This window comes from Sphingomonas pseudosanguinis, assembly GCF_052056765.1.
In the GTDB taxonomy this organism is placed as follows: domain Bacteria; phylum Pseudomonadota; class Alphaproteobacteria; order Sphingomonadales; family Sphingomonadaceae; genus Sphingomonas; species Sphingomonas pseudosanguinis.
The window spans coordinates 1,676,861-1,702,290 of sequence record NZ_CP189888.1; the positions used below are offsets into that span (position 1 = coordinate 1,676,861).

The 25,430-nt window shown below is 64.5% G+C and carries 24 protein-coding genes and 2 tRNA genes; 18 read left to right on the top strand and 8 right to left on the bottom strand.

All coding sequences use genetic code 11. The features are described from left to right. The first annotated feature begins 112 nt into the window (after nt 1-112). From ACQHGV_RS07615 to ACQHGV_RS07630, 4 genes are read left to right on the top strand one after another with little or no spacing between them, the layout of a single operon-like run. Complete coding sequence (locus ACQHGV_RS07615; protein WP_440980026.1) at nt 113-745, top strand: TetR/AcrR family transcriptional regulator; 633 nt, start codon at nt 113-115, stop codon at nt 743-745. A gap of 37 nt (nt 746-782) precedes the next feature. Continuing rightward, a complete protein-coding gene (locus ACQHGV_RS07620) occupies nt 783-1,898 on the top strand; it encodes a glycosidase (protein WP_440980167.1) in 1,116 nt (371 codons plus the stop codon). Continuing rightward, nucleotides 1,895-3,490 (top strand): alpha-amylase family glycosyl hydrolase, encoded by a 1,596-nt coding sequence (locus ACQHGV_RS07625; RefSeq protein WP_440980027.1) that lies wholly within the window; start codon nt 1,895-1,897, stop codon nt 3,488-3,490. The genes ACQHGV_RS07620 and ACQHGV_RS07625 overlap by 4 nt, the downstream gene beginning before the upstream one ends. Next, nucleotides 3,487-4,494, top strand: a complete 1,008-nt coding sequence (locus ACQHGV_RS07630; RefSeq protein ID WP_440980028.1) for a glycosyltransferase family 4 protein — start codon at nt 3,487-3,489, stop codon at nt 4,492-4,494. The genes ACQHGV_RS07625 and ACQHGV_RS07630 overlap by 4 nt, the downstream gene beginning before the upstream one ends. Here the strand turns inward: ACQHGV_RS07630 and ACQHGV_RS07635 are convergent. Next, nucleotides 4,473-4,943 (bottom strand): MarR family winged helix-turn-helix transcriptional regulator, encoded by a 471-nt coding sequence (locus ACQHGV_RS07635; RefSeq protein WP_440980029.1) that lies wholly within the window; start codon nt 4,941-4,943, stop codon nt 4,473-4,475. The genes ACQHGV_RS07630 and ACQHGV_RS07635 overlap by 22 nt on opposite strands. 63 nt (nt 4,944-5,006) lie before the next feature. Here ACQHGV_RS07635 and hppD point away from each other — a divergent pair, with 63 nt between their 5' ends. The 4 genes from hppD (at nt 5,007) to ACQHGV_RS07655 (ending at nt 8,483) form a co-directional block, all read left to right on the top strand. Further along, complete coding sequence (gene hppD, locus ACQHGV_RS07640) at nt 5,007-6,068, top strand: 4-hydroxyphenylpyruvate dioxygenase (RefSeq protein ID WP_440980030.1); 1,062 nt, start codon at nt 5,007-5,009, stop codon at nt 6,066-6,068. A gap of 152 nt (nt 6,069-6,220) precedes the next feature. Then, nucleotides 6,221-7,498 carry a homogentisate 1,2-dioxygenase gene (gene hmgA, locus ACQHGV_RS07645; RefSeq protein ID WP_440980031.1) on the top strand — a complete coding sequence of 426 codons (1,278 nt, stop codon included), beginning with the start codon at nt 6,221-6,223 and terminating at the stop codon, nt 7,496-7,498. Next, on the top strand, nt 7,495-8,127 hold the full coding sequence (gene maiA, locus ACQHGV_RS07650; RefSeq protein ID WP_440980032.1) for a maleylacetoacetate isomerase: 633 nt from the start codon (nt 7,495-7,497) through the stop codon (nt 8,125-8,127). Before hmgA ends, maiA begins: the two co-directional genes overlap by 4 nt. Beyond that, nucleotides 8,124-8,483, top strand: coding sequence for a Rieske (2Fe-2S) protein (locus ACQHGV_RS07655; protein WP_440980033.1), 360 nt, complete (start codon nt 8,124-8,126; stop codon nt 8,481-8,483). The genes maiA and ACQHGV_RS07655 overlap by 4 nt, the downstream gene beginning before the upstream one ends. On the opposite strand, the gene ACQHGV_RS07660 is transcribed toward ACQHGV_RS07655, so the two are convergent. Beyond that, the gene (locus tag ACQHGV_RS07660; RefSeq protein ID WP_440980034.1) at nt 8,473-9,336 is read right to left on the bottom strand and encodes a PEP-CTERM sorting domain-containing protein; all 864 of its coding nucleotides are present in this window, start codon (nt 9,334-9,336) and stop codon (nt 8,473-8,475) included. The two genes, ACQHGV_RS07655 and ACQHGV_RS07660, sit on opposite strands and share 11 nt — an antisense overlap. Before the next feature lie 109 nt (nt 9,337-9,445). Here ACQHGV_RS07660 and ACQHGV_RS07665 point away from each other — a divergent pair, with 109 nt between their 5' ends. The 4 genes from ACQHGV_RS07665 (at nt 9,446) to ACQHGV_RS07680 (ending at nt 13,467) form a co-directional block, all read left to right on the top strand. Continuing rightward, complete coding sequence (locus tag ACQHGV_RS07665) at nt 9,446-9,721, top strand: metal/formaldehyde-sensitive transcriptional repressor (protein ID WP_183950955.1); 276 nt, start codon at nt 9,446-9,448, stop codon at nt 9,719-9,721. A gap of 25 nt (nt 9,722-9,746) precedes the next feature. Then, nucleotides 9,747-10,682: a CDF family Co(II)/Ni(II) efflux transporter DmeF gene (gene dmeF / locus ACQHGV_RS07670; RefSeq protein WP_440980035.1), complete on the top strand. Its 936-nt coding sequence runs from the start codon at nt 9,747-9,749 to the stop codon at nt 10,680-10,682. Between the two features lie 36 nt (nt 10,683-10,718). Next, complete coding sequence (locus ACQHGV_RS07675) at nt 10,719-11,357, top strand: L,D-transpeptidase family protein (RefSeq protein ID WP_440980036.1); 639 nt, start codon at nt 10,719-10,721, stop codon at nt 11,355-11,357. A 460-nt stretch (nt 11,358-11,817) separates the two neighbouring features. Continuing rightward, complete coding sequence (locus tag ACQHGV_RS07680; RefSeq protein ID WP_440980037.1) at nt 11,818-13,467, top strand: hypothetical protein; 1,650 nt, start codon at nt 11,818-11,820, stop codon at nt 13,465-13,467. 253 nt (nt 13,468-13,720) lie between these two features. Here the strand turns inward: ACQHGV_RS07680 and ACQHGV_RS07685 are convergent. The 3 genes from ACQHGV_RS07685 to ACQHGV_RS07695 form a co-directional block, all read right to left on the bottom strand. Next, nucleotides 13,721-13,794 (bottom strand) — tRNA-Gly (locus ACQHGV_RS07685). A 157-nt stretch (nt 13,795-13,951) separates the two neighbouring features. After that, a complete protein-coding gene (locus tag ACQHGV_RS07690) occupies nt 13,952-14,929 on the bottom strand; it encodes an NAD-dependent epimerase/dehydratase family protein (protein ID WP_440980038.1) in 978 nt (325 codons plus the stop codon). 97 nt (nt 14,930-15,026) lie between these two features. After that, nucleotides 15,027-15,797, bottom strand: coding sequence for a competence/damage-inducible protein A (locus ACQHGV_RS07695; RefSeq protein WP_440980039.1), 771 nt, complete (start codon nt 15,795-15,797; stop codon nt 15,027-15,029). A gap of 50 nt (nt 15,798-15,847) precedes the next feature. Between ACQHGV_RS07695 and map the strand changes: the two genes are divergently transcribed. Both map and ACQHGV_RS07705 read left to right on the top strand, forming a co-directional pair. Then, the gene (gene map, locus ACQHGV_RS07700; RefSeq protein ID WP_440980040.1) at nt 15,848-16,675 is read left to right on the top strand and encodes a type I methionyl aminopeptidase; all 828 of its coding nucleotides are present in this window, start codon (nt 15,848-15,850) and stop codon (nt 16,673-16,675) included. Nucleotides 16,676-16,682: 7 nt separating this feature from the next. Further along, complete coding sequence (locus tag ACQHGV_RS07705; RefSeq protein WP_440980041.1) at nt 16,683-18,188, top strand: ABC1 kinase family protein; 1,506 nt, start codon at nt 16,683-16,685, stop codon at nt 18,186-18,188. Nucleotides 18,189-18,201: 13 nt separating this feature from the next. On the opposite strand, the gene ACQHGV_RS07710 is transcribed toward ACQHGV_RS07705, so the two are convergent. Both ACQHGV_RS07710 and ACQHGV_RS07715 read right to left on the bottom strand, forming a co-directional pair. Continuing rightward, nucleotides 18,202-18,953, bottom strand: a protein-coding gene (locus tag ACQHGV_RS07710) for an IS5 family transposase (RefSeq protein WP_440980042.1) whose coding sequence is annotated in 2 segments (ribosomal slippage) — nt 18,202-18,623 and nt 18,623-18,953 — 753 coding nt in all. Because the reading frame shifts where the segments join, the coding sequence is not laid out codon by codon here. Between the two features lie 47 nt (nt 18,954-19,000). Then, nucleotides 19,001-19,942, bottom strand: coding sequence for a hypothetical protein (locus ACQHGV_RS07715; protein WP_440980043.1), 942 nt, complete (start codon nt 19,940-19,942; stop codon nt 19,001-19,003). Nucleotides 19,943-20,040: 98 nt separating this feature from the next. On the opposite strand from ACQHGV_RS07715, the gene purL reads away from it, so the two are divergent. Next, nucleotides 20,041-22,266, top strand: coding sequence for a phosphoribosylformylglycinamidine synthase subunit PurL (gene purL / locus ACQHGV_RS07720; protein WP_440980044.1), 2,226 nt, complete (start codon nt 20,041-20,043; stop codon nt 22,264-22,266). Here the strand turns inward: purL and nhaA are convergent. Then, nucleotides 22,263-23,669 carry a Na+/H+ antiporter NhaA gene (gene nhaA, locus ACQHGV_RS07725; protein WP_440980045.1) on the bottom strand — a complete coding sequence of 469 codons (1,407 nt, stop codon included), beginning with the start codon at nt 23,667-23,669 and terminating at the stop codon, nt 22,263-22,265. The two genes, purL and nhaA, sit on opposite strands and share 4 nt — an antisense overlap. A gap of 82 nt (nt 23,670-23,751) precedes the next feature. Here nhaA and ACQHGV_RS07730 point away from each other — a divergent pair, with 82 nt between their 5' ends. The 3 genes from ACQHGV_RS07730 to ACQHGV_RS07740 all read left to right on the top strand — a co-directional run bounded on the left by ACQHGV_RS07730 (nt 23,752) and on the right by ACQHGV_RS07740 (nt 25,404). Next, the gene (locus tag ACQHGV_RS07730; protein ID WP_440980046.1) at nt 23,752-24,996 is read left to right on the top strand and encodes a DUF418 domain-containing protein; all 1,245 of its coding nucleotides are present in this window, start codon (nt 23,752-23,754) and stop codon (nt 24,994-24,996) included. A 76-nt stretch (nt 24,997-25,072) separates the two neighbouring features. Further along, a complete protein-coding gene (locus ACQHGV_RS07735) occupies nt 25,073-25,243 on the top strand; it encodes a (2Fe-2S)-binding protein (RefSeq protein WP_183952493.1) in 171 nt (56 codons plus the stop codon). 84 nt (nt 25,244-25,327) lie between these two features. Then, nucleotides 25,328-25,404, top strand: a tRNA-Pro gene (locus ACQHGV_RS07740). Nucleotides 25,405-25,430: the final 26 nt, after the last annotated feature.

A 25,430-nucleotide genomic window follows, 5' to 3' on the forward strand; every position in this document is an offset into this window, starting at 1 on the left:
ACCACATGACGTTTGAGTCATTGAGTTTCCCCTCTACCTCGCACCCGCAGAAAAGCAACGTGCTGGTGCAATTAAATTTGACCTCCTGCCTTACAGGCCGCAAAGGGGACGCATGGCGACCATCAAGAGAAGCGCAGGGCGTCCCACGCGGGAGCAGGCGCAACATATTGACGACATCATTCTATCGGGTGCGCGCGAAGCCTTTTGCCGGCGCGGCATCGAGGGCACCTCGATGGAGGAATTGGCGCTATCTGTGGGGGTTAGCAAGCATACCATCTATCGCCGCTACACCGGCAAGATGGCTCTGCTGGACGCGGTCGTCACCCGCGACCTCGATCGCCTGCGCCAGGCGATGGATGAGGACGGGACGGGGCACAGCCCGTTGGAAAAACTCCGTTTTGCCGCCCGCCGCTTTTTCCTGTTCTGCGTCGAGCCCGATTCGGTCCGATTCATGGCGTTCATGACATCCGAGTCCGTTTTCTCCGAAGAACTCCGCCAGCGATTCGCGACATGGGACCGGGTGTTGTGCGATCCGATCGTTGCCTGTGTCCGCGCGGCGCAGGATGCCGGCGAGCTGCGCGGCGACGAACCGGCGCAAAGCTTGTTCAATCTCCTCGCTGACATGCTCGATGGTCCCAGCCGCCGGTTGCAATTCGATCTGCCCGACCCCTTTGGCGGATTGGACGCCGACAGTTTCTTCGAGCATCGCTGGTCCGTCTTCCTGAAGGTCGCCACCGCACGATAAGGCGGAACGGGACGGGAGAGCAGACGTTGGCGTGGCGATGTCCGATGACCAGCTGATCTTCCGCCCCGACGATGTCGACCTCACCCGATCGCCGCTGCGCCGGGGTATCGCCGAACCCACATTCGTCCTTGGCGCCTTCAATCCCGGCATGACCCGATTGCCCAGCGGCAATCTGTTGCTGATGGTCCGCGTCGCCGAAGCGCTGTCGCAGCCCATCGATGGGGATCATGTCCGCGCGATCCGGTGGGAGGATGGGACTTATGTCCTCGACCGCTATCCGGTCGATCAAGTCGACATGACCGATCCTCGCCAGTTCGCCATTCGGGGCGCGGCGCACCGTATCCTCGCCCTCACCTCGCTGTCCTGGCTGTTGCCGGTCGAACTCTCCCCCGATGGCGCAAAGATCGTCGCGGTGCATTACGACAAGGTGATCGAGCCGGCGGCCAGCTGGCAGGATTACGGTGTCGAGGACGCACGGATCAGCCGGATCGGCGACCGCTGGTATATAACGACCTGTTCGGTATCGGCCGAGCGGCACTCGACCACGCTGCACATCTCGGACAATGGCCTCGACTATCGGCTCGCCGGGATCATCCTCGACCATCAGAACAAGGACATGCTGTTCTTCGAGGGGCTGATCGACGGGCGCTTCATGGCGCTGACCCGGCCCTTGGGCGAGGTCTATTTCGCCTATCCGTCCAATAGCCCCTTTGTCGGCGGCCCCTCGATCAATTTCGCGACCTCGCCCGATGGCCTGCACTGGAAACCGTTGGAAGCGCCCGGCATCCGCGCGCGCAAGGCATCGACCTCGGCGATGAAGGTCGGGGGCGGCACGCCGCCGATCCTGACGGACCAAGGCTGGCTGACCCTCTATCACGGGGTCGAACGGCGCGACGCCGTGGGCATCTATCGCAGTTTCTGGGCGCTGTTCGATGCGAAGGACCCGACCAAGATCCTTCGCATTGAGGACGATGCCGCGATATTGGAGGCCAATCCGTCGCTTACCGCGCCGATCGCGCATCAAATGTATCTGCCGACCCCCGTGGTCTTCTCGACCGGGATCGTCGATCAGGGTGACCATTATCTGATCGCCAGTGGCGAGGCCGATCTGGCTTGTCGCATGACCCGCATTTCCAAGGAGCGCTTTCGGTGAACGCCAGGCCCTGGTGGCAATCGGCCGTCCTCTATCAGGTCTATCCGTGGTCGTTTCAGGATAGTGATGACGACGGCATAGGCGATCTGCGGGGGATCGAGGCGCGTCTCAACTATCTCGTCGATCTGGGCATCGATGCCATCTGGTTATCTCCTATTTTTCCGTCACCTATGGCCGATTTCGGTTACGATGTGGCGGATTATTGCGGCATCGATCCCCGGTTCGGAACGCTGGCCGATTTCGACTCCCTCCTCGCGTCGGCGCATGCGCGCGGGCTGAAGCTGCTCCTCGACTTCGTGCCCAATCACAGCTCGGACCAGCATCCCTGGTTTGTCGAAAGCCGGTCCTCGCGGGACAATTCGAAGCGCGACTGGTATATCTGGCGCGACCCCGCGGCGGATGGCGGACCGCCCAACAACTGGATCAGCGACTTCGGCGGGCCGGCCTGGACCTATGACGCGGCAACGGGCCAATATTATTCCCATGCCTTCCTGAAGGAGCAGCCCGATCTCAACTGGCGCAACCCGGAGGTGCGGGCGGCGATGCTCGACGTCCTGCGCTTCTGGTTCGCGCGCGGAGTCGACGGGTTTCGGATCGATGTGTTGTGGCACATCGTCAAGCACGCCGATTTCCCCGACAATCCGCTGAACCCCGATTGGGACCCCGCCACCGGCGAGATGCACCGGGTCTTCCAGCTCCATTCGACCGACCAGCCCGAGGTGCACGACATCGCGGCCGACATGCGGGCCATCGCCGATGCCTTCGGTCGAGAGGGTGACGAGCGCGTCCTGATCGGAGAGATTTACCTGCCGGTCGAGCGACTTATGCGCTATTATGGCCTGGCGGGCGAAGGTGTGCACCTGCCGTTCAATTTCCAGCTGATCGACGCCCCCTGGCATGCGCGCGAGCTGGCGCGGATGATCGCGGACTATGAAGCGGCCTTGCCCGAAGGCGGCTGGCCGAATTGGGTGCTGGGCAATCACGATCGTCCGCGCAGCGCCACCAAGCGCGGGGCGGCACAGGCGCGTGTCGCGGCCATGCTCCTCCTCACGCTGCGCGGCACGCCGACGCTCTATTATGGTGACGAGCTGGGGATGGAGAATGGCGTCATCCCCTCGGACCGAGTTCGTGATCCCCGAGAATTGCGCGAGCCGGGTTTGGGGCTCGGCCGGGACCCCGTGCGCACCCCCATGCCATGGGATGACAGTGCGCAAGCGGGCTTCACGCAAGGCGAGCCCTGGTTGCCGCTTGGTGACGGTTGGCAAACGCGCAACGTCGCTGCCGAGCGCGATGACCCCAATTCGATGCTGACGCTGCACATGGCGCTCCTGAACCTGCGGCGCTCGACGCCGGCGCTGGCGACCGGCAAGATCCGGTTGATCGAAGCCGAGGGTGACGTCCTGGCCTATGAGCGGGAACAGGACGGAGAACGGATCATCGTCGCACTCAACCTGGGTGCCCGCCCCGCCCCGATCGATCTGCCGATGGCGCGTCCCATCCTCTCCACGCTGCCGGGCCCGCTGGTCGGGACCGCGCCCTCCATTCTGCGCCCCGATGAGGGGCTGATCCTGAAAGTCGACGCCAAGCCATGAAAATCGCGATGATCGCCCCGATCGCATGGCGCACGCCGCCGCGCGCCTATGGGCCCTGGGAACTGGTCACCAGCCTGCTGACCGAAGCACTGGTCGCGCGTGGCGTCGACGTCACGCTGTTCGCCACGCAGGACAGCATCACGCAAGCCACACTCGCCGGCCCGGTGCCCGCCGCCTATTCGGAAGACCCGTCGATTGATGCCAAGGTCTGGGAGATGCGTCACCTCGCCACGGTGTTCGAGCGGGCGGCGGAGTTCGATCTGATCCACAATCAGGCGGACTTCCCGGCGCATGCCTTTTCCCGGCTGGTCGATACGCCGATGGTGACGACGATCCACGGCTTTTCCTCCGAGCGTATCATGCCGATGTACGAGCCCTATCAGGACCGCGTGCATTATGTCGCAATCTCCGACGCGGATCGTCACCCCCGCCTCCGCTATGCCGCGACCATCCATCACGGCATCCCGATCGATGATTTTCCTTTCGATCCCGTGGGTCACGACGATCTTCTGTTCTTCGGTCGCATCCATCCCGACAAGGGTGCCGCCGAAGCGATCGCGGCGGCGAAGGCCAGCGGCCGCCGCCTGGTCATGGCCGGCATCGTCCAGGATCAGGGCTATTGGGAGCGGGAGGTCCGCCCGCATGTCGATGACGACCGCATCGTCTATCGCGGCCCCGTCGGCGGTGCCGCACGGACCGCAACGCTGGGTCAGGCCCGCGCGCTGCTCCACCTCATCAATTTCGACGAGCCGTTCGGACTGTCGGTCGTCGAGGCCATGGCGTGCGGAACGCCGGTCATCGCCATTCGACGCGGATCGATGCCCGAGCTGATCGAGGATGGTGTGACCGGCTTTCTGGTCGACAATATCGATGAGGCCATCGCCGCGATCGACCGGATCGACGAGATCGATCGCGCCGCCTGCCGTCAGGCTGCCGCCACCCGTTTCTCGGTCGATCGGATGGCGGACGAGTATCTGGCGCTCTACCGCTCGATCCTGGGCTGATCCCGCAGCGACAGCGCGACGCTGTCGATCCGGCGCAGCATCGCGACGAAGGCTTCTAGTTCCTCAGGGCGGAATCCTTCGAACAATTGCCCCTCCAATTCCAAGGCCTTGGGCGAGACATCCGCGTAGAGTTCTCGCCCGGCATCGGTCAACACCAGCAGATGCGAGCGTCGGTCGCCCTCATGCGCCGTGCGTGCCATCAAGCCGCGTCCGACCATCGCGATCGCCGCGCGCGATACCGTGACCTTGTCCATACGACTGCGCTCGCACACCGCCGACTGGGCGACCGCGCCCTCCTCCGCGACGATCGCGATCAGTCGCCACTCCGGTATCGTGAGGCCGAACAGCTGCTGATAGGCACTGGCGATATGGTCGCTGACCAGGTTGGACGTGATCGACAGACGGTAAGGAAGGAAGGCATCAAGCCGCAATTCGCGAGATCGTAACATTTGACACCAATTCTCCAGTCTGCGATTTGGTTACCAACGTTACTGGATCAGGAGTTGGACGTCATGGCAACCACCCCGAACAATCCGCTGGGCCTCGACGGCTTCGCCTTTTGCGAGTTCACCACCCCCGAGCCCGAGACGCTGGCGCGCCAGTTCGACATGATGGGCTTCGTCCCCACCCATCGCCATCCCGAAAAGGCGATCACCCGTTACAAGCAGGGCCGCATCACCCTGCTGCTGAACGCCGAGGATGGGGGCCAGGCCGCCGACTTCCGGGCCGAGCATGGCCCCTCGGCCAGCGGCATGGGCTTCTATGTCGCCGACCCGGCGGAAGCGTTCGATCATGCGATCCAGGGCGGCGCCACCCCGGTCGATGCGACGCGCGGTTGCCTGACGCCCGATGCCAAGGCGATCGAAGGGATCGGCGGCAGCTATCTCTACCTCGTCAAGGCAGGCAGCGACCTGTTCGCCGGCTGGAATGAGATCGAAGGCTGGCAACAGGCGGAGGCGGAGAACAATGTCGGCCTCGACCTGCTCGACCACCTGACCCACAATGTCCGGCGCGGCGAAATGCGCACCTGGTCGGGCTTCTACTCCAAGCTGTTCGGCTTCGAGGAGCAGAAGTATTTCGACATCAAGGGCAAGGCGACCGGCCTGTTCAGCCAGGCGATGATCGCCCCCGACAAGGCGATCCGCATCCCGCTGAACGAAAGTCAGGACGAGAAGAGCCAGATCGAGGAGTTCATCCGCGAATATAATGGCGAAGGCATCCAGCACCTCGCGCTGACCACCGACAATATCTACGAGACGGTGGAAAAGCTGCGCGAGCGTGGCGTGCGGCTGCAGGACACGATCGAGACCTATTACGAACTGGTCGACAAGCGGGTGCCGAACCATGGCGAGGACCTAGACCGGCTGAAGCGCAATCGCATCCTGATCGACGGCAATGTCGGTGAAGAGGGTATCCTGCTGCAAATCTTCACCGAGAATATGGTCGGCCCGATCTTCTTCGAGATCATCCAGCGCAAGGGCAATGAAGGCTTCGGCAACGGCAATTTCCAGGCGTTGTTCGAAAGCATTGAACTCGACCAGATTCGACGCGGTGTGATTTCGGTCGACGCCTGATACCAAGCTGCTCCCCTCCCCTTCAGGGGAGGGGCCGGGGGTGGGGCTTTTCCTCCATCCATCCGCTCGTGGAGAGGCCCCACCCCAACCCCTCCCCTGAAGGGGAGGGGCTTGCGCAGAGAATCGCTGGCACGTCGTAGAGAGGAAATGCGATGACGACATCCTACATCCCCGGCTTCGGCAACCATATCGCCACCGAGGCGGTGCCGGGTGCCCTCCCCATCGGCCGCAACTCGCCGCAGCGGCCGGCTTACGGTCTTTATGCCGAGCAGCTTTCCGGCACCGCCTTCACCGCGCCGCGCCATGAAAACCGTCGCTCTTGGCTTTACCGCCTGCGCCCGACCGCCGAGCATCCGCCCTATGAGCCGTACGAAGCAGCAGCCCGCTTCGCAGCCGGCTCCCATGACGCCCCCCTGCCCCCCAATCGGCTGCGCTGGGACCCCGCGCCAATGACGCCGCCTGGCACCGACTGGATCGACGGCATGACGACGATGCTCGTCAACCGCGACCCGGCCGATCTGGAGGGCGTCGCGGTCCATGTCTATGCCTGCAATCGCAGCATGGAGCGGGTGTTCGTCGATGCCGATGGCGAACTGGTATTCCTGCCCCGGTCGGGTCGCCTGACCATCCTGACCGAACTCGGCCGGATCGACATCGCGCCGGGCCAGATCGCGCTGGTCCCGCGCGGCGTGCGCTTCCGCGTCGAACTGCCCGATGGTGAAGCGGCGGGCTATGTCGCCGAAAACCATGGCAGCCTGTTCCGCCTGCCGGACCTCGGACCGATCGGCGCCAATGGCTTAGGGAATCCCCGCGATTTCGAGACGCCCGTCGCCTGGCTCGAGGATCGCGACGAGCCGACCCAGGTCGTCCAGAAATTCCTCGGCTCGCTCTGGACGATGACGCTGGATCACAGCCCGCTCGACGTGGTGGCATGGCACGGCAACCTCGCCCCATGGCGCTACGACCTGTCGCGCTTCAACACGATCAACACGGTCAGCTTCGACCATCCCGATCCGTCGATCTTCACCCTGCTGACCTCCCCGAGCGACGTGCCCGGTCGCGCCAACGCCGATCTGGTCCTGTTCCCGCCGCGCTGGATGGTGGCGGAGGACACCTTCCGCCCGCCCTGGTTCCACCGCAACGTGATGTCGGAGGCGATGGGGCTGATCACCGGCGCCTATGACGCCAAGGCGGAGGGCTTCCGCCCCGGCGGGCTGTCGCTCCATAATCTGATGGCGGGCCACGGCCCCGACCTCGCCAGTTGGCAGGGCGCGAGCCACGCCGAGCTCAAGCCGCACCGGATCGAGGGCACGATGGCCTTCATGGTCGAAAGCTGCTGGCCCTATCGCCCGACCACCCACGCGCTGGCGCATGCCCAGCTCGATTATGATGCGGTGTGGAAGGACTTTCCCAAGGCCAAGCTGCCGTGACGCCGACGCTCCACGGCTATTGGCGGTCGAGCGCCGCCTATCGCGTGCGGCTGGCGCTGGGTTTGAAGGGGCTGGCCTATGACAGCGTCACCCATGACCTGCGGACGGGCGCGCAGCGGGACGAGGACTATCGGCGTCTTCAACCGCAAGGACTGGTGCCGGTCTTGGAGACGGAAGACGGTCCGCTGATCCAAAGCCCAGCCATCCTCGAATGGCTGGAGGAACGCTATCCCGATCCGCCGCTGCTGCCCCGTGACACCCATGGCCGCGCCGTGGTGCGTGCCATGGCGGCGATCGTCGCCTGCGACATCCATCCGATCAACAATCTGCGCGTCCTGACCAGGCTCCGGCACGACATGGAGGCGGACGAAGAGGCGGTGCGCGGCTGGATCGGCCAATGGGTCGCCGAAGGGTTCGCAGCGCTCGAAACCCTGATCGCGCGGTACGGTGGCGACTATGCCTATGGCGAGACACCGACGCTGGCCGACTGCCATATCCTGCCGCAGGTCTATAATGCCGAGCGGTTCGCGGTCGATCTGGCCCCCTACCCCCTGCTGACGGCCAGCGCCGCCCGGCTGCGCGCGCGCGTGCCGCAAGCCGCACCCGAAGCCCAAGGCGATGCCGGATGAGCGAGGAGCGCCTGACCAGCACGCCGGCGGGGATCGGGCTAGGCCCGCTCGAGACGATCGCGGACGGTGCCGCGCGGAACTTCGTCATCCAGATGCGGGCGGGCCGTTTCCATGGCTTCATCGTACGGCGAGGCGAGCACGTTCATGGCTATGTCGATCGCTGCCCGCATATGGGCCTGCCGTTGGCGCAGCAGCTCGACGCCTATCTGACGCCGCAGGGCGACCGGATCGCCTGTTCCTGGCATGGCGCGATCTTCGCTATCGAAGACGGGCAATGCCTGGGCGGTCCCTGTGCGGGTCAGCCGCTGACCGCGTGGCCCGTCACCGTGCGCGACGGCGCGATCGTTACGGCCTGAGGTTCGTCAACTCCGCCTGGGCGATCGCCTGGAGCCGCCCGACCGTCCGCGGCTCCAGCCCCAGATCGCGGCCGGCGCGCTCATTCTCGCCAAGCCGGCGGACGTCGAACCCCGTCACCTTGCCGAACACCACCAGCGCCTCGAGATAATAGCCCGCCGCGCTGGCGTGATACTGGTCCCAGGTCCACAAATCGATCTGGCCGAACGCGATGCCGTCATAGGGGTTGGGATCGGCGACCCGGTCACGCCAGGCCCGGTTCCATGCCTGCCCCACCGGAATCGCCCCTGCCAGCTCCGGCCGGCGACGCAGCGTATAGGCGTTCACCGCCGCCAGATCGTCGGCCATCGCCGTGATCGGTTTGCCATGCCACGGACTGGGGGTGCGATAGGTCAGGTCCGCGCGGCTCCAGGTCGTGACCAGCTCGATCCGGACACGCGGATTGGCACGCCGCAGCAGGTCCGAGATCAGCCCCACCCCCTCCAGATGCCGCACGGGATCGCCGGGCTTCTGCGCATCGAGCGTGCTGTAATTCTGAAGGATCACGACGTCCCAGCGGCGGTCGATCTCGTTCCGCTTCTGCTCGTAATGATAGATGAGGTCCTTGCCCGGCGATGTCTCCAGGCTGACCGTCCAGTCCAGCCGGGCCTGTTCGGCAAAGGTCTTGAACAGCGCGGGCACGCCGCCAATCCCCTCCTTGTTCAGGTCGCGCACCGCATCGGGGCGATAGCGCATGACCGGCGAGTTCGCGCCGAAGGTGAAGCTGTTGCCGACGAACAGGATCGATTCGGCCGACACCGGCACGGCACCGCATGTCGCCACCAGGGCCATCGCCCATCGCCGCCACATCCGCATGATCGCACTCCCGCTTATCCGTCCGTGATCGGGGCTTTGGCGGAGTGATCCGGCACGGGCAAGCCGGCGATTGATCCATCAGCCAATATACCCTATACCCCTATCCATTATGGCCCATGTGACGACCAGCAAGGAAAAGATCATCGCGCGGGTCCGCCGCATCGCGGGCCAGGTCGCCGCGATCGAACGCTCGGTGACCGCCGATGCCGACTGCGCCGAGACGCTGCACCTCGTCGCGGCGGTGCGAGGCGCGGTGGCGGGGTTGATGGACGAGCTGGTCGAGGATCATCTCCACGCGCATGTCGCGGCCGCCGGCCTGTCGGATGCCGAGCGCACCGCCGCCGCCGCCGAGGTCGCCAAGCTGCTACGCCGCCATTTCCGTTGATTTCGCAAAGCCAGAGGACGACGTCGTGATCACGCACAGCCACGATTATCTGGGCCACGCCCATGACGACAATGCCCGGCGGACCAAGGCCGTCGCGTGGCTGTCGGCGGTGATGATGGTGGGTGAGATCGTCGCCGGCTATTGGACCGGATCGATGGCGCTGCTGGCGGACGGCTTCCACATGGCGACGCATGTCGGCGCGCTGGGCATCGCGGCGGTCGCCTATTCCTATGCCAAGCGTCATGTCGCCAATCCCCGTTACAGCTGGGGCACCGGCAAGGTCGGCGAGCTGGCCGGGTTCGGATCGGCGGTGGTGCTGGGCATCGTGTCGCTGTTCATCGCCTATGAATCGATCACCCGGCTGGCCGATCCGCATCCGGTGGTCTTCGGCGATGCGATCATGGTCGCGGTGCTGGGGCTGGCGATCAACCTGATCAGCGCCTTCATGCTGTCGGGTGGTCATCACGGGCGTCACCACCATCATCATGGCCACGCGCATGGGCATGGCCATCATCACGATCATGATCACGCGCGTGACCAGCATGGCGGCGACACCAATATGCGCGCGGCCTATGTCCATGTGCTGGCCGATGCGCTGACCTCGGTCATGGCGATCCTGGCCCTGGTGGCGGGGCGCTATCTGGGCTGGGTCTGGCTTGACCCGGCGGTGGGCCTGCTGGGGGCGATCGTGATCGCCAACTGGTCGGTCGGGCTGATGCGCCAGGCCTCGTCGGTGCTGCTCGATGCCGCCGACCCCAAGCTGGCGGACGAAGTCCGCGCCCGCGTCGAAGCCCCAGGGGACACGCGCATCCACGACTTCCATATCTGGCGGATCGGCCCTACGGCGCACGCCGTCGTGCTGGCGGTCGAAGGCATCCAAGCGCCGCTCAGCAGTGCCGTGATCCATGACCGCCTTTCCGACATGGCGGCGCTGGGCCATGTCACGGTCGAAATTCGCTAACGCTTCGTTCAGCGGCAGCCGCTAAAGCCCCAAGCCATGCGAGCGTTGCAAATCCTGGCCGGTACGATCCTGCTGACGGCGATCGGCGGTGGAGCGATGCTCGTCCGCCGCGCCGATCCCCCGGCAACCCCAGCAAGCGCACCGCTGCCACAAGCCCTGACCGCGAAGCCTTCGCCGCTGCCGGCTCCGACGCCAACGGCTTCCCCGTCGCCAGCGCCGTTCGTCGTGCGTCATATCCTCGACCTCAAAAAGCCGCTGCGGCACGGTGATTTCGTCTGGGACGAAAGCGAGGCGCCGCAAGGCCCGGTGGTCATCACCGTCGATCTGGCTGCGCAGGTCGTGTCCATCTTCCGAGACGGCTATGAGATCGGGACCGCCGCGATCATCTACGGCGCGGACAATATGCCGACCCCGCTGGGCGTCTTTCCGATCCTGCAGAAAGACGTCGACCACGTCTCCAACCTCTATGACGCGCCGATGCCCTATATGCTGCGGCTGACCAATGACGGCGTCGCGATCCACGCCAGCGACGTACAATATGGCAACGCCACGCATGGCTGCATCGGCGTACCCACGGGCTTCGCCCGCAAGCTGTTCGCCGCGACCCGCCTGGGCGACCTTGTGATCGTGACCAACGGCAAGACGATGACGCTGGGCCAGTCGATCATCGGGTGACGGTGCGGGAGGCGATGTGCGTCAGCTAAAATTGAACACGCCGGCACTTGGCCTCTTGCTCTGAGGGGCGGCTCGCAGGGTTGCCAGGCACAATAGTAATTTTCAGCCATCTCGTTGATGCCATTTAAGACCGCCCGTCATATGTGCCAGCGGGCTTCGTAGCAGCGCGCATCGATCTCGAACCGCTTGCCGCATGGTGCTCATTCTAGCTGGCAGATGCGCGAAGCATAGAATCTTCACAGTTGCGCCCTTCGTCGTGGAAGGCCTGCACGAAATAGGTGACAGTAGACGTGCCCTGTCACACAGATTGCGCCGCCTTCGATCCGCGAAGAACCGCAAGCACCTGCTTCGTCGATGCACATACCCGCACGAACGTTGCATACCCAGCGCCGCCGACATTGACGCTTGTGTGACACCTTTGAGTCTCAACTCTGTAAAGGCGGAGCGCTATGATCGGCCTATGGACACGCCCACCTTCAGCGTCGAACGCATCGCCCCCAACTTGGCCAAGCAAATGCTTGAACGTGTGTTCAGCAGTGCCAAAGTGGATACGTCGTCGCGCGAGTCATTTGCACGAGACATGGCGGCAGGAGGATGGGTGCTGAACGGAGCGCCCATCGTGTTCGGGACCGACGGCTCACTCCTTGATGGCCGAGCGCGGCTTCATGCCTGCATCGATAGCGGAGCGACATTCGAAACGCTGGTGATCCGCGGGATTGCCAACGACACGTTCGAATCGATCGATGCCATACGGAAACGGACGCTCGCCGACATCCTGTCCATCCGCCAGGAACAACATGGGCGGCCACTTGGGGCAGCCTTGCGTATATTGTGGTCCTATGGCCTGGGGAATGGCCCCGGCGGCAAATCGCCCAGCCCCACCGCGCTCTTGGCTTTACTTGAGCAGAAGCCACAAATTCGCGATAGCGTCATGCCGGCACTTCGTGCCGTACCATTGCTGCCCCACGGATGCGCAATTGCACTGCACCATCTTGCCAGCGCCATAAACCCGGTAAAAGCAACGCTCTTTCTCACTCAGTTGCAAGAGCCGACCATCGAGGCGCCCAACCACCCTGTCGTCCAGCTACGGCAGGTCTTGCTGCAAATGCGCAGCCAAGGCGGTACTCGCAAACAGGCCTATATGCTCGCGATCGCCATAAAGGCATGGAATGCCTTTGAGGCCGGAAAGCCCATCAAGGCCTTGCGGTTCGGGGCGGGAGAGAAATTCCCGCGCGTGCAATCCCTGGACTGGGGTCCACTGAGCCAAGTGGAGAAAAATCTGCCGGCAAATGCTCCGGCGGCAACCATAACGGCAAAGCTAAACGTCAGGCTGGTGACGATTACGCCGGACATTGCCGAGAAGATGCTGGATGGCCGTGCGCCAAATCGCTCCGTTTCTTCTGCCGTACTGAACAAATATGCCCGCGACATGGCCGCCGGACGGTGGCGCCTTAATGGTCAAACCATAAAGATCAGTCGTGACGGAAGGCTGATCGATGGGCAACATCGATTGGAAGCCGCCAAGAAGGCGAAAACGAGCTTTCCAGCCATCATCGTTGAAGGTCTCGAAAATGACGTCATCAGTACATTAGACATCGGGCGGCGCCGCGCGATGAGCGATGTCCTACGCGAGCGAGGCGAGAGCAACACTATCGTTTTTGCGTCCGCCTTACGTTGGCTCTGGATGCTCGAAAACAACGTTGTGCTGGCCGCAAATTCATCACCATCGAGTGGCGAACTGCTAGACCTCCTCGATAGACGTCCATCGATCAGGAACAGCCTCAAGCAGATTTCTACGATCCGAGAAATCATGGGTGGCGGGATGGCTGCCGCTTTGCATCGCACCTTTGCCGACAAGGATGCCGAACGCGCCGATCATTTTTTCGCCAGATTGGGGGATGGGGTCCAATTATCGTCTGACAGCCCGATCCTGCATTTGCGAGAACGTCTGCTTCGCACGAAATCATCCAACCGTGCTCGAATGGCCGAAGCAGAACGCGTGGCCTTGTGCATCAAGGCTTGGAACACCTTTCGAGCGGATCGGCCGATGCAATTACTGGTATGGCGAAGCCGAGGCGCGGGCCGCGAACCGCTACCGACAGCCGCATGAGCCAACGTAAATCAAAATGGCACCCGAACTTGAGCGTACGCTTGAGCGACCCGGACCACGCGTTTCTCGATGCTGTCCGAGAGATGGGTGACCTCAACAAGAGCGAAGCCGTCATAGCATTGTTTCGGCTTGGCCGAGCTCTGGGACCACTTGCGGTACTGGAAGCGGCACGCCACCAGAAGGAAGCGTCGGAAAAACAAATCGACCGATCAGAATAACCGTAGCAGCTGCGTGTGCCTTACACCGTCAGGAATGGAGCGGGTGAAGGGAATCGAACCCTCGTCGTAAGCTTGGGAAGCTTCTGCTCTACCATTGAGCTACACCCGCAAATCCCTCGAAAACCTGCGGTTTCCTAAGGCCTGCTGCCTCTGTTTCGTTTGAATTCCAACAAACGGTGCACGCTCAATAAGCGAAGGGCGGGCACTGTGCAAGCGTATGCCATGCTTGCGGGCAGGTAAAAGTGCAGGTCGCCTTGCTGACGCGGTCAGACCCGGTAATACTCTCGATACCACGCCGCGAAACGCCCCAATCCTTCCGCCAGTCTGACCTTCGGGGCATAACCCGTCAGGGCGTGCAGCTTCGATATGTCGGCATAGGTCGCGGTGACATCGCCCGGCTGCATCGGGCGCATGACCTTCACCGCCTCGCGGCCCAGGGCCTGTTCCAGGGTGGCGATCATGTCCATCAGCGGCACCGGCTGGCTGTCGCCGATATTGAGGATGCGGTGGTCGCCTCGTTCGGGCGGGTGATCGAGCGCGCCGATGATGCCGTCGACGATGTCGTCGATATAGGTGAAGTCGCGCGCCATGCGGCCTTCGCCGAAGACTTCGATCGGCTGGCCGGCCATGATCCGGTCGGTGAACGAGAAATAGGCCATGTCCGGCCGCCCCCAGGGGCCATAGACGGTGAAGAAGCGCAACCCCGTCTGCGGAAAGCCGTAGAGCGCGGCATAGGACTGGCTCATCAGCTCGCAGGAGCGCTTGGTCGCCGCGTAAAGCGAGACCGGGGCGACCGACGGCTCATCCTCGCTGAACCCCTGCCCGCCCATCGGCCGGTCGCCATAGACCGAGCTGGAGGAAGCATAGACGAGATGCTCGAAGCCGGGTTGGTGGCGACAGGCCTCCAGCACCGACAAATGGCCGGCCATGTTCGAGCGCTCATAGGCGAAGGGATTGGCGATGCTGTGGCGCACGCCCGCCTGTGCCGCCAGGTGGATGACGCGGGTGATGCCCTGTTCACGCACCAGCCGCGCGATGGCACCGGCATCGGCGATGTCGAGGCGATGAAAGCGGAAGGCCCGGCGACCGTTGAAGGTCGAGAGCCGCGCCGCCTTCAGCGCCGGATCATAATAGTCGTTGACGATGTCGACGCCGACCACCGTCTCACCGCGTTCGAGCAGGCGATGGACGACGGCATGGCCGATAAAGCCCGCCGCGCCGGTCACCAGGATCGGCGACGTCATGCCCGCTTTCTCATGCCACCACCGCCATACGCCTTGAAATCCCATCCTCGTCCCGGACCTCCGCCATGCGAAACCGGCGGTTAAAGGACCGCTAAGATCAGATGCCGTCGGCAATGACCCGGTGGCCCTGCGCTTCCAGGGCGGCGGTCAGGTCGGCGATGCAGGTCGCGACCATCGCCGCATCGGGACTGCGCACAACGAAATTCGCGCCCGTCCGCCCCTCGCGGAAGAAGGGATAGCTGCCGATCGCGACGCCCTCATGCGCCTTTTCCGCCTGGCGCAGCAGGTCGGCGACCTCGCTTTCGCCCACCCAGCAGCCGATCGTGCCCGAGACAACCGGCTGTCCACCCTCCAGCGTACCGGTCAGCGCATCGAGCATGCCGGCGGTGATATGCGGCACGCCGGCCATGATGAAGATATTGCCGATCCGGATGCCCGGTGCGCCCGAGACGCGGTTGGGGATCAGCGAAGCCCCCTCGGGCGTCCGCGCCATGCGCGCCCGGGCCGGCGTCACCCCGCCCCGCGTCGTATAATAGTCCTCCAGGATCGCGCGCGCCTCGGGATGCTCGATCACCGGCAAATCCAGCGCGGCGGCGATCGCATCGACGGTGATGTCGTCATGGGTCGGGCCGATGCCGCCCGTTGTGAACAGATAGTCGTTGCGCACCCGCAGCGTGTTCACCGCCTCGCCGATCGCATCCGTCTGGTCGGCGACGACACGCACTTCGGCCAGTCGGATGCCCTGAACGTTGAGCCATGCGGCAAGCTGGGCGATGTTGCGGTCCTGCGTCCGTCCGGACAGGATTTCATCACCTATGACGACCAGCGCGGCGGTCCAGATGCGCTCTGAGCGAGGGGCAGCTTGCATCGCCGTGACATAGCCTCGCAAAACGCCGCGCGCCACGCTATATCCGCGCGATGACCGATTATGTGACCGTTTCCGCCGATGCGCCCCAGGGGCGGGACGGCGCGATCAAGCTATGGGGCCGTGAGGCGTTCGAGGGCATGCACAAGGCTGGCCGCCTGGCCGCCGAGACGCTGGACATGCTGGTCCCGCACATGGTGCCGGGCGTCACCACCGCCGAGATCAACCGGCTGGTCCATGACTTCATCGTCGAGCGTGGCGGCGTGCCCGCGACTTTGGGCTATCGCGGCTATGCCCATTCGACCTGCGTGTCGATCAACCATGTCGTGTGCCATGGCATCCCGTCCGACAAGGCGCTGAAGTCGGGCGACATCGTCAATGTCGACGTGACCCCGATCGTCGATGGCTGGCACGGCGACACCAGCCGCATGTACCTGATCGGCGACGTGCCGCTGAAGGCGCGCAAGCTTGTCGAGGTGACCTATGAATGCCTGATGCTGGGTATCGAGCAGGCCAAGCCCGGCAATCATATGGGCGACGTCGCCAACGCCATCCAGCGTCATGCCGAAAAGCATCGCTATGGCGTGGTCCGCGATTTCTGCGGCCATGGTCTGGGCCTGTTGTTCCATGACGCGCCCGAGGTTGTCCATGCCGGCCGCCCCGGCACCGGTCCGGAGCTGAAGCCGGGGATGATCTTCACCATCGAGCCGATGATCAATATCGGCCGGCCGGACGTGAAGCTGCTCGACGACGGATGGACCGCGGTGACGCGCGACCGATCGCTGTCGGCGCAGTTCGAACATTCGATCGGCATCACCGAGGAAGGCTGCGAAATCTTCACGCTCAGCCCCGCCGGCTACACCCAGCCGCCTTATATCTGAGATGACGATGATCGGGGCGATTCGCGTCGCGGCGCGGGATCGCGCCCGATTGGCCGAGGTGATCGCGACGGCCTCGCGCTTCGGACTGGACGTGCTGCTCGCCCGGTTGGGCCTCGATCCGGCGCGCCGCGATCCCGATGCCCTGCCCTTCGACCTGCCCGCCCGGACACGGCGCGCCATGGAGGCCTTGGGCCCCGTCTGGGTGAAGCTGGGACAGATCCTCGCCACCCGCTCCGATCTTCTGCCGCCCGAATGGATCGCGGAGCTGGAGCATCTGCACAGCGCGGCCCCGCGCCTGCACTTCGAGCAATTGCGCGAACAGGTCGAGGCTGCCTTGGGCGAGCCGCCCGAAACCGCCTTCGCCCGCTTCGATGCCGAGCCGCTCGCCGCCGCCTCGATCGCACAGGTCCACCGCGCGGCGCTGACCGACGGAACCGAGGTCGTCCTCAAGATCCGCCGCCCCGGCATCCGCCCGATCATGGAGGCCGACCTTCGCCTGCTGACTCAATTCGCCGCGGTGGTCGAAGCGACCAATGCCGAGGCACGCCGCTATGGCGCGGCGCGGATGGTCCGCGAACTCAGCCGTGACATATTGGAGGAGCTGGACTTCACCAACGAAGGGCGCAACGCCGATCGGCTCCGCGAGGATTTCGCGCGCGAGCCGCGTGTCGTGGTGCCGACCATCCATTGGGATCACTCGTCCGAGACCTTGCTGGTCATGGACTATATCGACGGCGTCCCACCCCGAAACGCCGCAATCCTGGAGCAGGCGGGCATCGACCCGGCGGCCATCGCCGCGTGCGGGGCCGACATCGTGCTCGACATGACGCTGATCAACGGGCGTTTCCATGGCGATCCGCATCCCGGCAATCTGCTCTGCCTGCCCGGCAACCGGATCGCGCTGCTCGACCTGGGGCTGATCGGCCATGTGTCCCCGCGCCGGCGCGAAGAGGTGATCGCCTTCACCCAGGCGATCATAAACAGCGATTCCGCGCTGCTGGCGGAAACGATGCGGCAATGGTCGCAGACCGACGACATCGCGCCCGACCGGTTCGCGGCGGTCGCCGACCGGCTGATCGCCCGGCATGGCGGCGGATCACTGCGGCTGGCGGCGATCCTGGCGGACATCTTCCCGATCCTGCGCGAGGAACGTATCGTCCTTCAGCCCGACCTGCTGCTCCTGTTCAAGGCGCTGATCACGATCGACGGCGTGCTGAGCGGTATCCAGCTCGACTTCAACCTGTCGGACGCGCTGCGCCGGGCCGCCGCGCGGATCGTCGAGGTGCGCCTCTCCCCCGAACGCTGGGGCAAGCGCGCCGCCGCGCTGGCACTGGAACTCGACCGGCTGGGGGACGATTTGCCTCGCCTGATCCGCGCAACGACGCGCAAGCTGGAGAGCGAACAGGCCATGGTTTCGACCGCCGGCATCGAGGCGGCAATCCGTATCGGCGCCGGCTGGATCGCCGCAGCGCTGTCGGGCATCGCGATCGCGGTGGCGATGCGGTTGGCCTAGGGCGTGTGGGGATTCATCGTGAATTGATGATGGCGGCGGCGAGGTAGATCATAGCCTCGAAGCTGCGATCGGTTTTGCAGGCACGCATGGCGATGCGTTTGAACTCTTTGAGCTTGCAAAAGAAGTTCTCAATCAGGTGCCGCCACGCATAGATGGCGGGGTCGATTTTGCGCGCGCCGATGCGCCGTGGGTGCTGCGAGATAATCACCGCCGCTCCACGCTCGTCGAGGTCGGCGATGATCGCGTTGCTGTCGAATGCCTTGTCCGCGATCAGGCCATCGAACGCGATCCCGTCGATCAACGGCGGAACGCCGACGGTGTCGAAGCGGTGTCCCGGCATCAGGTGGAAGCGCACGAGGTTGCCCAGCGCATCAGTCAGCGCGAGGATCTTGGTCGTCATGCCGCCTTTGGAGCGTCCAATGGCCTGGCTCTGAGTCCCCCTTTTGCGCCCTGGCCGTGGCGGTGGACCTTGACGATCGTCGCATCGACCATGGCATATTTGAGGTCCGGCTCGTCCGACAGTTCATCAAATATCCGTTTGAAGACATCGGCTTTGCGCCAGTCGCGAAAGCGCCGGAAGGCCGTACTCCAGTTGCCGAACCGCTCCGGCAGATCACGCCACGGGCTGCCCGTGCGCGCGATCCACAACACCGCCTCCACAAATAACCGATTGTCTCGGCCGCTTCGGCCAGGGTCAGTCCGCTTGCCTAAACAATGAGGCTCGATCTTCGCCCATTGAGCGTCCATCAGTATGTCCCGATCCATCCGTAGTGTGAATCACATCCATCACGATTTGTGAATCCCCACAGGCCCTAGTTCAATCGCTTCAACTGATCGCCCAAACCGAAGGGATGACGGCGATACTCGTCGCGCCAGTTCACCCCTGCCCGCTCCAGCATCTCCGCCTCGATCGCGCCATAGACATAGAATGCGCTCCGTTTCCAGATCTTGAAACCCTGCTCACGGATCGAGCGCAGGCTGGTCGCCAAGCCCTTCCAGCGGCCAAGCGCATCGTCGCGCATGGCGGCGTCGCCCTGCCGCGCCAATGTCAGTTCCGTCCAGCGTGCGACGCCTTCCTGCCCAACCTGAAATTCATAATAGCGACGGTTTGCAGCGCTCACCTGAGCGAGGGCAGTCTCACGTCTTGCGACATAGGCCTTGGTTGTAGCACGTCGTTGCTCTGGTGACGTCGCTTTGAGAAAAGCCAGTCCAGCATCTCCCATCGCTAGGAAGGCCGCCTCCACCTGCGGATCGGCGTAGGGGAAGGGGTGGTTCAGCATCCAACTGCCATTGGTCGAACGACCAGCCAACCCCAGGGCAGCAACAGTTTGGGCATAGCCCGCTATATGCGACTGGTAGAGGTGGAAGGCCTCATGAAGGACCGTGGCTTTCCAATAGGCAGGGGGCATCTCCAATGCCTTGGGATAACCCATCGCGATCGTTGCTCCGCCGGGAAAGAAGTTGGCGGCGGCTGAAAGATCGACCGCCAATTCGCGGGAACGGGTCTGTAACGGACATTGCGTCAGCGGATCGCGCCCGGCGGGGACAAAACCCTTTACCGCCGCATGGCAGAAAAGCGTTTCGCTCTCCGGCCCGATCAGTACGAGGTCCAGCAGCACCTTGTCGAAACCCGGCCAGAGCAGATTTCCCGTCCCGCGATAGATATGCTGCACCTCCGCCAGCATCGTCCTCTCCGGCACCGGCGGCAGTTCCGTGCTCGCCAACGCCACGCCCATCATCATCGCCAAGATCATTGCGCGGCCCCCTCGTTTCCCGTCCCGTACCGATCATGGTGCATCATTGCCAACAGCGATAGTGACGAACCCGCGACACCTCGCTAAAGGCGCGGGCCATGACCGAGATCACGCCCCAGATCGTCGCCGACCACGGCCTGTCCGAAGAAGAATATCAGCGCGTGCTGACCGCGCTGGGCCGCGAGCCCAATCTCGTGGAGCTCGGCATCTTCTCGGTCATGTGGTCCGAGCATTGCAGCTACAAGTCGAGCCGCATCCACCTGAAGAAGCTGCCCACCGAAGGGCCTCAGGTCATTTGCGGCCCGGGTGAGAATGCGGGCGTGATCGACATCGGCGACGGCCAGGCCGCCATTTTCAAGATGGAGAGCCATAATCACCCGTCCTACATCGAGCCCTATCAGGGTGCGGCGACGGGTGTCGGCGGTATCCTGCGCGACGTGTTCACGATGGGCGCGCGGCCGGTTGCGAACCTGAACGCGCTGCGCTTCGGGCGGCCCGATCACCCCAAGATGCGCCACCTGATCTCGGGCGTGGTCCACGGCATCGGCGGCTATGGCAATTGCGTCGGCGTGCCAACCGTCGGCGGCGAGGTGAACTTCCACCCGGCCTATGACGGCAACATCCTGGTCAACGCGATGACGGTCGGCGTCGCCGATCAGGACAAAATCTTCTATTCGGCGGCTTCGGGCGTCGGCAATCCGATCGTCTATGTCGGCTCCAAAACCGGTCGCGACGGTATCCACGGCGCGACCATGGCGTCGGCCGATTTCGGCGAGGATGCGGAGGCCAAGCGCCCGACCGTGCAGGTCGGCGACCCCTTCACCGAAAAGCTGCTGATCGAGGCGTGCCTCGAACTCATGGCCTCGGACGCGATCGTCGCGATCCAGGACATGGGGGCGGCGGGCCTGACCTCCTCGAGCGTGGAGATGGCGTCCAAGGGCGGCGTCGGCATCGAGCTGATCATGGACGACGTGCCCCAGCGTGAAGAGGGCATGACGGCGTATGAAATGATGCTGTCGGAGAGCCAGGAGCGCATGCTCATGGTGCTGAAGCCCGGCCGCGAGGATTTCGCCGAAGCGATCTTCCGCAAGTGGGAGCTGGATTTCGCGGTCATCGGTCACGTCACCGAGAGCGGGCGTATGGTCCTGCGCCACAAGGGCGAAGTAGTGTGCGACATCCCCTTGGCTCCGCTGGCCGATGACGCACCGCTTTACGACCGTCCGCATGTTCCGACCGAGGTTCCGGCCGCGATCACCTCGCCCGGTTGTCAGGACCCGGCGGCGGATCTGCTCAAGCTGATGGGCTCGCCCGACATCGCCTCGCGTCGGTGGATCTGGGAGCAGTATGATCATATGGTCGGCGGCGACACGGTGCAGCGCCCCGGTGGCGATGCCGCCGTCGTCCGCGTCCACGGCACGCAAAAGGGGCTCGCGATGAGCACCGACTGCACGCCGCGCTATTGCTATGCCGATCCGGTGACCGGCGGCATGCAGGCGGTCGTCGAGACGTGGCGCAACATCACCGCGGTCGGCGCCAAGCCGCTCGCCATTACCAACTGCCTCAACTTCGCCAACCCGCAGCGGCCCGAGATCATGGGCCAGATCGTCGGCTGTCTCGAGGGCATGAGCCAGGCGTGCCGCGCGCTCGACTATCCGATCGTGTCGGGTAACGTCTCGCTCTACAACGAGTCGAAGGCGACCGGCGGCGGCTCGGCGATCCTGCCGACGCCCGCGATCGGCGGCGTCGGCCTGATGGCGGACTGGTCCAAGTCGGCGACCATCGCCTTCAAGGGTACCGGCGACGTCATCGTCCTGATCGGTACGCCCAAGGGCGAGATCGGCCAGTCGCTGTGGCTGCGCGAAGTCCATGGGATTGAGGGCCGCGATGCGGGTCCGCCCCCGTCGATCGATCTGGATGCCGAGCGTCGCACCGGCGATCTGGTTCGCGAGTCGATCACCGCCGGCCATCTGACCGCCGTGCACGACGTCTCGGACGGCGGCATTGCGGTGACGCTCGCCGAAATGGCGCTGGCCGGCAATATCGGCGCGCTGATCCAGTTCCCGGAAACGGGCGAGGCCTGCCGCCAGCTCTTTGCGGAAGATCAGGGCCTGTACGTCGCCACGGTCGAGGATACCGCCCTGGTCGACTTCCTCGCCAATGCGCATCAGGCGGGCGTCGAGGTCGAGCGGATCGGCCGCACCGCCGGCACGCGCCTGATCTTCGAGCGTGAGGATGGCGATTTCGTCGTGGCGCTTGACGATCTGCGCCGCGCGCATGAGGGCTTCTTCCCCGCGCTCATGGGCGCGGACGCGGCCCTCGCCTAACCCTGTGGTGGAGCCTCGGCCGCGCGCCGGGGCTCCGCGCAGGATGACAGGATCGCATAGCCGATCCCGGCGGCCAGCAGCGACGCGATCAGCACCCCCAGCGACGCCGTCTCACGCATTTCCCCATCGCCGAACGCCAGGCTGGCGATAAACAGCGAGATCGTAAAGCCGATCCCGGCCAGCGCACCGACGCCGATCACCATGCGCCACGTCACCTGATCCGGCCGCTCCGCCACGCCCAACAGGCTGGCCAGCCAGGTAAAGGTCAGGAAGCCCAGCGGCTTGCCGACCACCAAGCCCGCCACCACGCCCAGCACCAGCGGACTGCCGATCGTCCCGAGCAGATCGGCGGAGAAATGGATGCGGACATTGGACAGGGCGAACAGGGGCAGAACGACATAATTGACCCAGGGGGTCAGTATCTCGATCAGGCGGCTGCTCGCCTCCCGTGTGGCCGAGGCCATTTCGTGGAGATAGCCCAGACGATCCTCGGCGCGCTCGCGCTGGCGCAGTTCCTCTTCCTCGTTGTCCGCCTCCTCGGCGGCGCCGTGCGCATCCTGAAACTCGTCGACACGCTGCTGCACCCGCTCGGCGAACCGTCCTTGATCGAGCCGGGGCGCGACCGGCACCGTCAATCCGATCAGGACGCCCGCGATGGTCGCATGGACGCCCGACTCCAAGACGCCGCCCCAGACGATCAGGGCGAGCAGGACATAGGGCACGCTCGAAATCCAGCCGAGCCGGCGCAACCCGGCGATGCCGCCCAGGGCGACACCAGCCGTCACCAGCCCCCAGGGATCGATCGAACCGCTATAGGCGAAGGCGATGACCAGCAGGCCTCCGACATCGTCAACGGCCGCGAAGGCCAGCATCAGCGCGCGCAAGCCGACCGGCAGACGCGTCGCGAACAATGCGATCAACGCCAGGCCGAAGGCCGTGTCGGTCGTGATGACGCTTCCCCAGCCCGGTGCCGCCGGCGTACCGCCCGCCACCGCCAGATACAGCCCCACCGGCACCACCATGCCCCCGATCGCCCCCGCCAGCGGAAAGGCCGCCGTCCGCCAGCGCGCCAGCGGTCCCAGGACCAGTTCGCGCTTCACATCGGCACCGACGATCACGAAGAACAGCGGCAGCAACGCATGGTCGATCCACTCCGCCAGCCGATGCGATACCGACCGCGCACCGAAGCCGATGGTCAGGGACGTATCCCAAAAGCCCTCGAACCCCGCCGACCAAGCGCTGTTCGTCAGGATCAGGGCCAGGATCGTCGCCAGCAGCAAGGGGCCGCCGGTCACCTCGCTGCCCGCGAAAAAGGGTTCGATCTTGTGCAGAAAGGCCGAGGCCGCCGGCGAATGATGCGCCCGTGCGGCGACGCGGCCCGTCAGGCGAGGTGATAATCCCATGCCAAGCCAATGCTTCACGCGGACCGGCGGTTGCATCCGGGGAGGGTCGCGGTAAGCCGATCGCGCCATCCGGAGCCATGATGTGATCGATCGCCCCCCTACCCCGCCGGCCGCCTTCATCGATCGCGGGCGACTGCTGACGCTCGATGCGCTGCGTGGCGTAGCGGTGATGGCGATCCTGCCCGCCAACATGCCGGGCTTCGCTCTGCCCGACCCGGCCTATTCCAACCCGCTCGCCTGGGGTGGCGAGCGCCCGGCCGACATCGCGGCGTGGCTGTTGACGGAGACCTTCATCAACGGCCGGATGCGCGGGCTGTTCTCGATGCTGTTCGGCGCGTCGATGCTGCTGATCCTGCACCGCGCCGACGATGCGGGAGAGAATGGCGCCGCGCTTCACCTTCGCCGGATGGCCGTCCTGTTCGTCCTGGGGATGATCCATCTCAGCTTCATCTGGACCGGTGACATCCTGGCGCATTACGCGCTGGCGGGCGTGATCGCACTGGGCTTTGTTGGCCTCAAGGCCCGGACATTGATGGTCACCGCCGTCGCGATGGTCGCGCTGTCGATGGCGATGGCGGGGCTGGAATGCTTCGGCCTGTTCGCGGCATCCGCCCGCAATACCCCGCAAGCCGTCGCCTTGTGGGACGCCTATCAGGCGGCGTTCGGCACGCCGGGCGTCAAAATACTCCAACCCGAAATCACCGCCATGCGCGGATCATGGATCGACGCCACCCGCTTTCGTCTGGCGAACAACGGCAACCCGCTATCCGACCTGATCAGCATCGGCCCGGAGACGCTGAGCGCCATGTTCTTGGGCATGGCGGCGCTCCGGTCCGGCTTTCTGAGCGGCGAATGGCCCCGCGCCCAGTATCGGCGTGTCGCCATCCTCTGCCTCGGTATTTCCATCCCGGCTTATGCCGGCATGGCGGCCTTCGTCATGATGAGCAGCTATGACGTGCGCGCGGTCGCGCTCAGCGAGTTGCTGTTACAGGCACCGGTCCGACTGATCGGCACGGTCGGTTACGCCGCGCTGATCCTATTAATGCTCCACCCCGGCGGCTGGTGGACCACCCGCATCGCTGCAGCCGGGCGCATGGCCTTCACTAACTATATCGCGACCAGCATCGTCATGACCTTCGTCTTTTACGGCCATGGCCTCGGCCAGTTCGCCCGCTGGGATCGGGCGAGCATCTATCTGCTGGTGCCGCTCGTCTGGGCGGGCATGCTGCTCTGGTCCAGGCCATGGCTCAACCATTTCGGTCAGGGGCCGCTCGAACGACTTTGGCGCTTGGCCGCGCGGGGACAGGTCAGCGGCACGCGACAATAATCTGCAAATGCCTTGCAATAGGCTTGCGATCCACTCTCATTAGCGGTAATTGGAGGCCGCTGCTGAGGAGAGCGTCTTGGTCGTCTGCGTCTGCAATGCCATCCGCGAGTGCCAGGTCCGGGAAGCCGCCCGCGCCGGATCGGTCACGCCCTGCCAAATGTACCGCGCGCTGGGGCGCCAGCCCAAATGCGGCCAATGCGCCACCGTCGCCCGCGCCATCATCGACGAAGAACGCGCCGCCGCCTGAAGCCCAGTTTGACGGGATGCATGGCGCAAGCGTGAAATTCCCCTTGCGCCGACCGCCCCCCTGCCCCTAAGGGCAACCCCCTGTCGGGGAGTGGCGCAGTCTGGTAGCGCGCCTGCTTTGGGAGCAGGATGTCGCAGGTTCGAATCCTGTCTCCCCGACCATCCGCATCTAAGTCTTTGATTTCACG

Bases quoted from the DNA above. Each gene is read 5' to 3' on its own strand.
- ACQHGV_RS07615 (WP_440980026.1), top strand. From the start codon at position 113: ATGGCGACCATCAAGAGAAGCGCAGGGCGTCCCACGCGGGAGCAGGCG.
- ACQHGV_RS07620 (WP_440980167.1), top strand. From the start codon at position 783: ATGTCCGATGACCAGCTGATCTTCCGCCCCGACGATGTCGACCTCACC.
- ACQHGV_RS07630 (WP_440980028.1), top strand. From the start codon at position 3,487: ATGAAAATCGCGATGATCGCCCCGATCGCATGGCGCACGCCGCCGCGC.
- ACQHGV_RS07635 (WP_440980029.1), bottom strand. From the start codon at position 4,943: ATGTTACGATCTCGCGAATTGCGGCTTGATGCCTTCCTTCCTTACCGT.
- hppD (WP_440980030.1), top strand. From the start codon at position 5,007: ATGGCAACCACCCCGAACAATCCGCTGGGCCTCGACGGCTTCGCCTTT.
- hmgA (WP_440980031.1), top strand. From the start codon at position 6,221: ATGACGACATCCTACATCCCCGGCTTCGGCAACCATATCGCCACCGAG.
- ACQHGV_RS07655 (WP_440980033.1), top strand. From the start codon at position 8,124: ATGAGCGAGGAGCGCCTGACCAGCACGCCGGCGGGGATCGGGCTAGGC.
- ACQHGV_RS07660 (WP_440980034.1), bottom strand. From the start codon at position 9,336: ATGCGGATGTGGCGGCGATGGGCGATGGCCCTGGTGGCGACATGCGGT.
- ACQHGV_RS07665 (WP_183950955.1), top strand. From the start codon at position 9,446: ATGGCCCATGTGACGACCAGCAAGGAAAAGATCATCGCGCGGGTCCGC.
- ACQHGV_RS07675 (WP_440980036.1), top strand. From the start codon at position 10,719: ATGCGAGCGTTGCAAATCCTGGCCGGTACGATCCTGCTGACGGCGATC.
- ACQHGV_RS07680 (WP_440980037.1), top strand. From the start codon at position 11,818: ATGGACACGCCCACCTTCAGCGTCGAACGCATCGCCCCCAACTTGGCC.
- ACQHGV_RS07690 (WP_440980038.1), bottom strand. From the start codon at position 14,929: ATGACGTCGCCGATCCTGGTGACCGGCGCGGCGGGCTTTATCGGCCAT.
- ACQHGV_RS07695 (WP_440980039.1), bottom strand. From the start codon at position 15,797: ATGCAAGCTGCCCCTCGCTCAGAGCGCATCTGGACCGCCGCGCTGGTC.
- map (WP_440980040.1), top strand. From the start codon at position 15,848: ATGACCGATTATGTGACCGTTTCCGCCGATGCGCCCCAGGGGCGGGAC.
- ACQHGV_RS07705 (WP_440980041.1), top strand. From the start codon at position 16,683: ATGATCGGGGCGATTCGCGTCGCGGCGCGGGATCGCGCCCGATTGGCC.
- ACQHGV_RS07715 (WP_440980043.1), bottom strand. From the start codon at position 19,942: ATGATCTTGGCGATGATGATGGGCGTGGCGTTGGCGAGCACGGAACTG.
- purL (WP_440980044.1), top strand. From the start codon at position 20,041: ATGACCGAGATCACGCCCCAGATCGTCGCCGACCACGGCCTGTCCGAA.
- nhaA (WP_440980045.1), bottom strand. From the start codon at position 23,669: ATGGGATTATCACCTCGCCTGACGGGCCGCGTCGCCGCACGGGCGCAT.